Source organism: Pedobacter aquatilis, from assembly GCF_030409415.1.
Classification (GTDB): Bacteria; Bacteroidota; Bacteroidia; order Sphingobacteriales; family Sphingobacteriaceae; genus Pedobacter; species Pedobacter aquatilis.
In genome coordinates this window covers 95,196-105,124 of sequence record NZ_JAUFPW010000026.1, presented here as the reverse complement: position 1 = coordinate 105,124, position 9,929 = coordinate 95,196, and the positions used below count along the sequence as shown (strand labels likewise).

Genomic DNA, 9,929 nt, shown 5'->3' with positions numbered 1-9,929 from the left:
TGTTGATGTCATGGGGGTTGTTTCGAAAGCACAAAGGAACTGTTTTTACAGTTCCTTACCCTATGATTCCCTTAAGTTAATGACATTGGGGGTTGGGGGTGGTTTGTTCATTTATAAATGAGTGTGTAACTTCACTTAGGATTGTCTGGGCTCGCCGCCGCCGAGGGGCTCTAAACTTTTTTCAACTGTCATTATTTTGCTTTTTGGTCTTCAAGCTTGCTTCGCAGTTTGTCTTGATACAAAAGAAACAAACCTGAGCATAGCGAAAGCATGCTTAACCATTAAAAAAATAAACAACCAGGCATAACATCAAGGCTTCCCCAATACTCGGGACATGCAATCCAACATTCCCTAAGCCGCGTAGCAAAGCGCAGAACGTCTCGAATGGTTTAAGCTGTGTTTGCTTCAAAGAGTTGCTATGCCACTTTGGAGGATTCTATCCCGACGATTCGGGAGGGCAGGGGGAGGATTTACAAATTGAGGGGAACTCCCCTCCTTATTTTCAAAGGATTGTTTATCCCGATTATTCGGGAGGTTGGGGGTGGTTTATTTGACTTTTTTGTATCGAAGCTGTCGAAAGATATATGTTCTTCTTTAATCAAACATCCAAGCACCAGCCCAACCATCTCTAGCACATTACCCATCCGATACCTATTCCTGTGCTACAGTAAGGTAGCTGGTTCGAAAATTATTCGACTTGGTTTAGGCGTGGTGGAAGGAGGATGCGAATGCGCCTGCTTTCATTTCGCGAAGTATCTGCAATTAAATCGAGAAAGAATTGGATAAGGTGCGCACCTTGTTCGGACAAGCCATACCAAATCTTCGCTTCTGCTTAACCCTTTCGTTACCTTTTAACTATTTACAGACAGGCCAATTACTCAGGAAGCAGTAGGTTTGGGGCGAATAGTTTCCAAGGCAGACCTAAAGCAGTATAAAAGCAAGAGACAAGTAAATATAGCCGAAACACGGACTGCACACGGACTAGAGTCGGATTTGATACGGATTTGTTTGCTGAAATAATTGGAAATTTTGTATATTGGATTGATCAATCCCTTGGTTAAATCAAATATAATCAATTATGGCTACATTAAATGGGATTGTTAGATTTTCCGGTCAACTGGGGGATCTTATTTTTTATCGAAGAGGAAAAAAACACGTTGTAAGAAGTAAACCTACTACTCATCAACTTTCTGTCGGAAAGCGGAGTGGAAATAGCAGGGTGGCAACGGATAGGGATTTATGATTCCGCAGGTGAGGTTATCAGCTGTTAGGAGAAAAATGTGCGTTGATTGGTTAGGTTTAATACAACCAACAAAGCGTATTTTACAATCGCTTGTGGTTCGGTACGCTTTGTTGCATGGCTAATTTAAGGTTTTATTTTACAACCTAAAGCTATGAAGCAAATAAAACAGTTCCCAAAACTTGAAAAACCTCAGCCACTGGAGCCCTTAATTGAGGCATTGGTGCAGGAGTTCGCTCCATTGTACATTTATCATTTCGCTAAAAAAGTTCATCAAAAAAAGCTTAACAGTGTTTTCTGTGATGGTGAAGGTGAGCGACAATCCATTTACTATTTATTCCTGGTTGTAGAAGGCAAGGTCTCCATAGAAAGCCGTGTTCAGGAATTTGCAGATGGAAATTATAAGGTGATTATACAAATACACGAAAAGGAGCAAGTTTTAGGAAGTGTTAACCATTGTAACGGTTATTTAGCTTCTGTGATTAATAAGGGCAAATTACGATATGCTGCGCCAGGAATAGAAAAGCTTGGGACACTTCGATTACCGAATATAAAAAAGCGATTGGGCAGGGCTATTTTACATTGGCGAAAGCGTAGGGAAATGGCTAAGGGTTTTTTTGCTGCGGCTGAGCAAGCTATTGAAATTGGGCAAGAGCGTGTTAGTTTGTTTTTGTTACACCATGCCACAGAGCAGGCTTGTGTTGGGCTTATTTACGTGTTTATGGATTACCAGCCTGATGGGCGTAACCTTGAACACTTACTGTATTTATCTGCCTGTTTTTCAAATCTTCCGTTTCAGCATTTTATGGGCACCCCTGATAATGAGGCCTTACTGAAAATTATGATAAAGTGTTTGAGTCGGGGCGGATATGATGATGGTTTTTCTTTAAACAATCACTCCATTTATCGCTTTTCGGAACTGGTAGAAAGTTTTGTAAAACTTGCAGATGATTTATGTGAGGCGCAGTTTAAGGTATTACAGGAAGAAGTAGATCAGGTTAAAGTATTGAAAGGAGGCACCCTAAATGGATAAGACACTTACAATAGCCGGAAAACCCCTTGAGCGGTTTTATAAGTTACCATTTGAAAAGGGGAGCCGAATTTTAAAGCAGCAGGTACTGGATGCACATACGGATTTTGGGGCGGATGATAAGCAGTATTATCTGAATGGCAAAGACATCATTAGTTTTAAGCATGGTCTGGTTACAATGGAGGTATCGCAGATTGATGAAAATTGGACTATTTACAAACCTATAAGGATTTACTTCAAAGTAGAGTACGATCATTTATTGATCAGCTGTACCCTTGATACGGATAATACTTATTTAAGTTGGGATGTTTACATCGCCTTAAGGCTAGTGATGCGAAATGGTGCGTATGATTTTAATGTTTATTACTGGCCTGCCTGCTATGATGAAATAACGGGAAGGCTGAAGTTTATCAAGATTTTTAACGATCGCCAGGGTTTCGATATCGAATTAAAGGACGGCTTTAAGGGTTTGTTCAGACCTGATGACCCATTTCCGTTGCCCGATGGTCGTAAAGTAATGGAGCGGGCCCCGCTACGAACGACCACCCACACCCTAACTTTAACTAGTAAGGGAATTGGCTATTGCCTGGCGCAAACGAGTTTATACCATTATGGGTCGCAGCATTACCCATTTTTAATACCTTATGTTTTTACTGTAAATGCAAACCGCAAAACGGTAAAATCATTTGAGCATTTTGTTTTAAGTGAAGCAGATACTGATGAAATAACGCTTAGTCCAGAACAGGAAGCCTTGGATGAATACAGTTTTGAGATGAAGAAAATTGCGCCACTGCACAGCTGGGTTGGTAACTATACGCCTGAAAAGGGGCAAGAGGCTGAAGAGAAAAATGAAGCAAATAAAAGTGCAATTCATGTGCTTTGGAATCGCGTATTACCATTATTGGTTGCACAAAGCTTTACCCACTATTGGTTTAGCTATGGTATGCGAAACGTTAAGAACAGGCCTATGAAGAAATTAATGGAGTCGGCTGCATTTTCCATTGAAGTGCCTCATTTAAGTTTTCTGTTAAGTGACAAGGGCGATTATTATGAACTTTTTCTTCGCTTTAAAATTAAGGGTAAACGAATGCAGTTTAGTAATGACAGGCAGGCTTTACCATTGGTTTGTAGTCAGTCCCAGCCCGATTTATGGTATTTACTGGAAGCGGAGATGGATGTGGAATTGGTTACATTTTTTGGTGGCTTTAAATATAAAATTCAGGTGCCAAAGGCGTATTATGCGGTTCATTTCGAAAGGTATGTGAATCGGTTAGAGCGGTATTATGAGGTGGAGTTTAGATAGTTAAAAGTTTAAAGTATAAAGGGGAGTTATTGTTTTGCCCTTCGACTCCGCTCAGGATGACAAATGAGTTTAAAGTGAAAAGTAGAAAGTTAAAAGTTGAAAGTGGTGTTGTGGTTAGTCCTTCGACTCCGCTCAGGATGACAATAGAGTTTAAAGTGAAAAGTAGAAAGTTAAAAGTTGAAAGTGGTGTTGTGGTTAGTCCTTCGACTCCGCTCAGGGTGACAGCTGAAAGGTTGGGGATATCATTTTGAAAATAGATTGCTTTACCGATGTGAAATCGGCATAAATTGGCTCTCTCAAGCCCAGGCCTTGTAATGAGGTTTGTTAACTCCTTCCGTCATCTCGACCGTAGTGGAGAGATCTTTGTACTTTATGGAAGACGTGATGCGCTAAGCTAACAGTGGAGTTATGGTTTTGCCCTTCGACTCCGCTCAGGGTGACAATAGTTTAAAGTTAAAAGTTGAAAGTGGTGTTGTAGTTAGTCCTTCGACTCCGCTCAGGGTGACAATAGTTAAAAGTTTAAAGTTAAAAGTTGAAAGTGGTGTTGTGGTTAGTCCTTCGACTCCGCTCAGGATGACAATAGTAAAAAGTTTAAAGTTAAAAGTTGAAAGTGGTGTTGTGGTTAGTCCTTCGGCTCCGCTCAGGATGACAAAAAAGTTTAAAGTATAAAGTGGAGTGTTGTCCTTCGACAGGCTCAGGATGACAATGGAGGGGCTTCGGGACAACGTTTTGAGAATAGATTGCTTCGGCTCGCTCATGCCCAAGCCTCGCTACTTGTCCCGACTATTCGGGAATGACGGAGGGGGTATAAACCAATAGACTAATGACCAATGAACCAATGACCAACAAACCAATGAACCAATGACCAATGAACTATCGAGCTACCTATCGCTTCGCTCTTCCATTTTTAAATCGGTATCAAAGGGACTTTTTGTGAAAGGATAAATGGTTTGTTTTACAAAGCCTTTCGGATATTCTGCTTCATGTACGCCTGTTCCGGCGGGCCATTCGTTTTTGGGTAAGTAATAGGTGCCAAATATCATATCTATAAATGGAAATATGGAAGCAAAGTTATGTCCGTAGTATTTAGGGTCTTCACAATGGTGCCAATGGTGGTATTGTGGCGTGGTGAAAATGTATTTCAGTGGGCCGAAGTTAATGCGGGTATTGGCATGGATTAGAACCGCGTGTATCGCAATAAAAATAATGTACACGTTAAATACAGTTGATGAAAAACCTAAAATATACAATGGAATAAACGTCATTGCTCTGGTAAAGAAGATATCGATAAAGTGGGTTCTGCTTCCGGCGAGCCAATCCATGTTTTGTGTAGAGTGGTGAATGGAGTGAAACCGCCATAGCGAAACACGGGTATGGAAGAAGCGGTGCGCCCAATACTGAAATAAATCGGTGGTGAAGAAAGCCAAAAACAATGCGACAATAAAAGGCAAACCTTGTACCCAGGTGTGCAATTTGTCTAAGCCTATCCAACCAAAAAATAGTACGGCGGGTTTTTGTGTAACGATACCAAAAAACTGAATAAATAAATGGCTGATGACGAAGTAAGTTAGATCGGTTCGCCACTCTTCGTGGAATTTGGTTTGCTTATCATTTTTAGGGAAGAATAATTCCAGCGGCACAAAAATGGCGACCATTAAAAGTAAATCCAGAATCATCCAGTCTAAACCGAAATGCCAGCTGGATTTGGCTACATCTCTACCTTCGACACTTAATGCACCCAAGATTACGGCCAACGCAGCCAATAGAAAACCTGGCCAACCCCATTTTAGTTTTTTGCTTAATACCACACTTAATGCGGCGAAAAAGAAGGATGCGATTACACCACCAAGCATGAGTATTTCCATGCTATCTTTTGTATAAACTTCTCTAAATTCTGGGGTAGTTAATTTTTCAGGATAGTGGAAGCATAAGATTCCAAGTAAAGCCAGAACCGCTAAAAAAATAGAAATATAGCCACTAATCTGGCCTTCGCCAACTATTAATCGTTTTCTTTGAGACATTGAGGTAGAGTTTGTTAATTAACAATTATAATAAAAAAATCAATGTAAAATTGAAACAGCTCTATTTTTGGGTATGGTTTTAAGTCGTTGTGTTTTGCAGAAACCTTGATTTATAAACGGGATTGCAGCGGTATACTTTTAAATTGCAGCAACTCTGAATTTACTGTCATGCTGAGGAACGAAGCATCTGCAGCCTATGAAACAGATACTTCGTTCCTCAGTATGACAGAGGTGTTTTAAAAGATTTAGCGTAAAGCCCGACTGACAATAATCTGTGTTGTTGCAACTGCTTTACAAAAACTTATAAAAAAACAGACAAACCTTTTTTGCTTACTTGGGTTGCTTTAATAGGCTTTGCAAAGTGCAGTGCCTATCTTTTTTAAATAATAAGTAATTTTGAAAATATAATTATGCTACTTAACTACCTACGCCTTTTACTACTTCCATTTTCACTGATTTACGGTTTAGCGATTACGCTTCGTAAAAAACTTTATGATTGGGGCTTTATGCCATCTGTAAAATTTGATTTGCCGGTAATTTGTGTTGGTAATTTAGCTGTTGGCGGCTCCGGAAAAACACCAACTACAGAATATTTAGTTCGACTGCTCAGTGATTATAAAATCGCGATTTTAAGCAGGGGTTATGGTCGCAAGACGAAGGGTTTTGTTTTAGCGGATGGAAGTGCAACTGCCGAAACTATTGGTGATGAGCCTTTACAATATTATCAAAAGTTTGAAAATGTGACCGTTGCCGTTTGTGAGGAACGGGTTAAAGGCATTGAAAAACTTAAAGAAAATCATGATTTAATTATCCTGGATGATGCATTTCAGCACCGGGCGGTTAAAGCGGGTTTAAATATTTTACTTTTTGAGTTTAGAAAATTAGGCACTTTGCAGTTCTTGCTTCCGGCAGGAAATTTAAGAGATGTTTTTTCGTCCAGAAAAAGGGCAGATGTTTTGCTGGTAACTAAGGCTCCGGTTCCGCTTTTGCATGTTGCGCAACAAGCTTCGATTAATGAATTACAGCCCAATAATAACCAGAAGGTATTGCATTCGTATTTAAAGTATGGCGATTTAAAGCATTTATATGCTGATGAATCACGTTCATTGGAATCGATTAAGGAACATGAAATTTTCTTGCTGACTGGAATTGCCAATCCGGATCCTTTAATTGAGGAGCTGCAAAAGTATTCTAAAACGATAAAACACGAGGAATTTCCAGATCATTATGCCTTTAAAAGCGATGATATTAAAAAGTTTATATCGGCTTTTGATGCAGGCCTGAAAAAAGAAAAGATCATCATCACAACAGAAAAGGATAGCAAACGTTTAAAAGCTGCGGGATTTAAAGATTTACTGGTAAATTTACCTGTATATTTTTTACCCATCGAGGTTGAATTATTTGAAGAAGATAAGATTACCTTTGATGAACTTATTTTAAACTATGTTAAGAGCAATAGAAGAAACAGTTGAATACATAAAACGTAAAACCGAAAACTTTAAACCTGAAATTGGTATTATTTTGGGCACGGGTTTAGGTGGTTTAGTTAAAGATATAGACGTTGAGCATCAGTTGATGTACTCAAATATTCCAAATTTTCCGATATCAACATTAGAATTTCACAGCGGTAAATTAATTTTTGGAACCTTAAACGGAAAGAAAATTGTAGCCATGCAAGGTCGTTTGCATTATTATGAAGGTTACAGTATGCAACAAATCACTTTCCCGGTTAGGGTGATGAAGGGTTTAGGTATCGAAAATTTAATCGTATCAAACGCTGCAGGTTCTTTAAATCCAGATTTTAAGAAAGGTGATTTGATGGTTATTGAGGACCACATCAATCTTCAACCCGATAATCCATTACGCGGCTTAATTGAAAGTTCGCTTGGTCCGCGTTTTCCAGATATGAGCCAGCCTTATAAGCGCTCTATAATTGCCAAAGCTTTAGAAATAGCCAAAGATGTTGATGTGAAATGCCATAAAGGTGTTTATGTTGCGGTTTCTGGTCCGAATTTGGAAACCAAAGCGGAATATAAATACCTGCGTTTAATTGGTGCCGATGCCGTTGGGATGAGTACCGTACCTGAAGTTATTGTGGCTAACCATGCCGGTTTACCGGTATTTGCCATTTCTGTTTTAACGGATGAAGGGTTTCCTGAAGATTTACAGCCATTTAATTTAGATGAAATTTTAGAAGCTGCAGCAAAGGCAGAACCTAAAATGACTGAAATTTTAACCCGATTAATTTCTGAACTGTAAGATGCGTAAGGCGATTCTGTTGTGTTTGGCAATTTTGCTTTTCATCATCAAAAATGATGCGAGTGCGCAAGATTTAAAAACAAATGTAGGTAATAATAAGGAGCTTGATTCTTTACGTAAAAAAGAAGAAGGTGAGAAAGACTCTGTTATTTTCACGGCAAAGTTTATCAAGTTTACCAAAATGGCGATGAGCAAAGATAGTATTGTGCTTTTGCCCTTGGATACCTCAACTTACAACATTCAAAATTATAGTCCGCTTTTACAGCCAAGGCACCCATCTATAACAACAGGTAGTGTAGGGCAGGTTGCCAGGCCTTTACTTTACGAACCCTCAAAGAGAATTGGTTTTGATGTCGGTTTCCATTCTTTAGATTATTACGCCTTAAGCCCTGAAGATATTATTTATTACCAGGCAAGGTCACCTTATACCAGTTTGTATTTAGTAAGTGCCGGACAAAAGGAGCAGTATTTTAAGGCTACCCACAGTCAGAATATTAAGAAAAACTGGAATATGGGGTTGAATTTCAATAGAATGGATTCGAGGGGTTTTTACAGCAGGCAAAGAGGTGATAACTTAAACATAGCAATATTCAGCTGGTACCAATCGCCAAGCAAACGTTACAATATGTGGGCTTCGGGTATTTTTAATTCGCTCAGAACCTTTGAAAACGGTTCGATAGTTGAGCAGGGTATTTTTGAGGATGGCTACGCTAAAATTGATAGAAAGGCGGAAGCGACCAGGTTAACTACTGCCAGGAATATGTATAAGAAAAACACCTTGTTTGTAAAGCAAACCTATTATGTTGGCCGCATTGATAGTACTGCAGCCAACAGTTCGGTTTTGCCAACCAATAAGGTTACATATACTTTAGAATATAACAACGATAGTTACGGTTTTTATAAAAATGAAGCCGATGATAATTCTGTTATCCCAAAAGCTTTAACTAAAAGTGATGGCTTACTTGATTTATCATTTACCAGTGATTCAACACATGTTAAACATGTAAAAAATGAATTCTTATACAGCTTCTTTCTTCGTCCGAAAAATTCGACAGTTATTAAAAATGAATTGAAGTTGGATGCAGGTATTAGGCATGATTACTATCAGTTTCAATCTATAGGTAGCCGGTCTAACGGCTCAACTTACAATAACCGGGAATTCGGATTTCAGAACTTGACAGTTTTAGGTGCGCTAGGCTACAGGTTTTCCAATAACATTGATTTTAATTTAGACGTTAATCAGGTTTTTCAGGGAAGAAATGCTGGTGATTTTCTATATGAAGCAAAAAGTAACATTGCGCTAAGTAAATCAATAGGTCGTTTGCAATTGGGTGCTTATCTTCAAAATCAATCACCCTCAGAGATTTTTAATGTTTACGATGGCAATCACTTTGTTTGGAACAATAGTTTTCAAAATGTTAAAGTTGCCAATTTATCATTTGCGTATATAAATGATAAGTTAGGTTTAGAAGCTGGCGCTAAATATTTCTTAACCAGTAATTATTTATATTTTGGTACTGTAAGTACAACAATAATTGGAATAAATGATGTAAATATTAAACCAATTCAAGAATCTGCAGATATAAGTTTAATTAGGTTGGATGTTGCTAAAAAATGGCGTTTTGGTAAGTTTTTAATCGAAAACTATTTAGCATACCAAACAACTGATAACATTGATGTGCTAAGAACGCCGGAGTTTTACACTTGCAATAGTTTTTCTTTCGATTTAGATTTATTTAAGGTGTTAAAAACTAATATTGGTTTTGATGTAAGGTACAACACGGCTTATGCCAATTACTCGTATTCGCCTGTTGTTGCTCAATTTTACAATGGCGAAGCTAACGTTCTTAAATCTGTTCCGGTGGTTGATGTATATTTAAAAGCTAATTTAAAAAGAGCCAATATTTTCGTTAAATACGATTATGCTAACCAAGGTTTATTATCAAATGGTTATTATACCGTAAACCGGTATCCAATGCCAGATGCATTGCTGAAGTTTGGCTTAACCTGGAACTTTTACGATTAAGGTTTAGGTGTGGTTTTACCCCAAAGAGCGCAAAAGGTACGTTGCAAAAA

The 9,929-nt window shown here is 38.5% G+C and carries 7 protein-coding genes; 6 read left to right on the top strand and 1 reads right to left on the bottom strand.

Annotated features, from left to right (window positions below; genetic code table 11):
- The first annotated feature begins 1,394 nt into the window (after positions 1-1,394).
- The 3 genes from QWY86_RS10810 (at position 1,395) to QWY86_RS10800 (ending at position 4,242) form a co-directional block, all read left to right on the top strand.
- Entirely contained in the window at positions 1,395-2,273 is an 879-nt protein-coding gene (locus tag QWY86_RS10810; protein WP_290241923.1) for a hypothetical protein, read from the top strand.
- The gene (locus QWY86_RS10805; RefSeq protein WP_290241921.1) at positions 2,266-3,573 is read left to right on the top strand and encodes a hypothetical protein; all 1,308 of its coding nucleotides are present in this window, start codon (positions 2,266-2,268) and stop codon (positions 3,571-3,573) included. Before QWY86_RS10810 ends, QWY86_RS10805 begins: the two co-directional genes overlap by 8 nt.
- A gap of 408 nt (positions 3,574-3,981) precedes the next feature.
- Entirely contained in the window at positions 3,982-4,242 is a 261-nt protein-coding gene (locus QWY86_RS10800; protein WP_290241919.1) for a hypothetical protein, read from the top strand.
- A gap of 212 nt (positions 4,243-4,454) precedes the next feature.
- On the opposite strand, the gene QWY86_RS10795 is transcribed toward QWY86_RS10800, so the two are convergent.
- The gene (locus QWY86_RS10795; protein WP_290241916.1) at positions 4,455-5,594 is read right to left on the bottom strand and encodes a sterol desaturase family protein; all 1,140 of its coding nucleotides are present in this window, start codon (positions 5,592-5,594) and stop codon (positions 4,455-4,457) included.
- Between the two features lie 410 nt (positions 5,595-6,004).
- Here QWY86_RS10795 and lpxK point away from each other — a divergent pair, with 410 nt between their 5' ends.
- The 3 genes from lpxK to QWY86_RS10780 are packed head-to-tail and all read left to right on the top strand — an operon-like array spanning position 6,005 to position 9,879.
- Complete coding sequence (gene lpxK / locus QWY86_RS10790; protein WP_290241914.1) at positions 6,005-7,066, top strand: tetraacyldisaccharide 4'-kinase; 1,062 nt, start codon at positions 6,005-6,007, stop codon at positions 7,064-7,066.
- Positions 7,038-7,853, top strand: coding sequence for a purine-nucleoside phosphorylase (locus QWY86_RS10785; protein WP_290241911.1), 816 nt, complete (start codon positions 7,038-7,040; stop codon positions 7,851-7,853). The genes lpxK and QWY86_RS10785 overlap by 29 nt, the downstream gene beginning before the upstream one ends.
- 1 nt (position 7,854) lies before the next feature.
- The gene (locus tag QWY86_RS10780; RefSeq protein WP_290241910.1) at positions 7,855-9,879 is read left to right on the top strand and encodes a putative porin; all 2,025 of its coding nucleotides are present in this window, start codon (positions 7,855-7,857) and stop codon (positions 9,877-9,879) included.
- Positions 9,880-9,929: the final 50 nt, after the last annotated feature.

What these genes read in the sequence shown, in the direction of transcription:
- lpxK (WP_290241914.1), top strand. Translation starts at nt 6,005, where the DNA reads ATGCTACTTAACTACCTACGCCTTTTACTACTTCCATTTTCACTGATT.
- QWY86_RS10795 (WP_290241916.1), bottom strand. Translation starts at nt 5,594, where the DNA reads ATGTCTCAAAGAAAACGATTAATAGTTGGCGAAGGCCAGATTAGTGGC.
- QWY86_RS10810 (WP_290241923.1), top strand. Translation starts at nt 1,395, where the DNA reads ATGAAGCAAATAAAACAGTTCCCAAAACTTGAAAAACCTCAGCCACTG.
- QWY86_RS10800 (WP_290241919.1), top strand. Translation starts at nt 3,982, where the DNA reads ATGGTTTTGCCCTTCGACTCCGCTCAGGGTGACAATAGTTTAAAGTTA.
- QWY86_RS10805 (WP_290241921.1), top strand. Translation starts at nt 2,266, where the DNA reads ATGGATAAGACACTTACAATAGCCGGAAAACCCCTTGAGCGGTTTTAT.
- QWY86_RS10785 (WP_290241911.1), top strand. Translation starts at nt 7,038, where the DNA reads ATGTTAAGAGCAATAGAAGAAACAGTTGAATACATAAAACGTAAAACC.
- QWY86_RS10780 (WP_290241910.1), top strand. Translation starts at nt 7,855, where the DNA reads ATGCGTAAGGCGATTCTGTTGTGTTTGGCAATTTTGCTTTTCATCATC.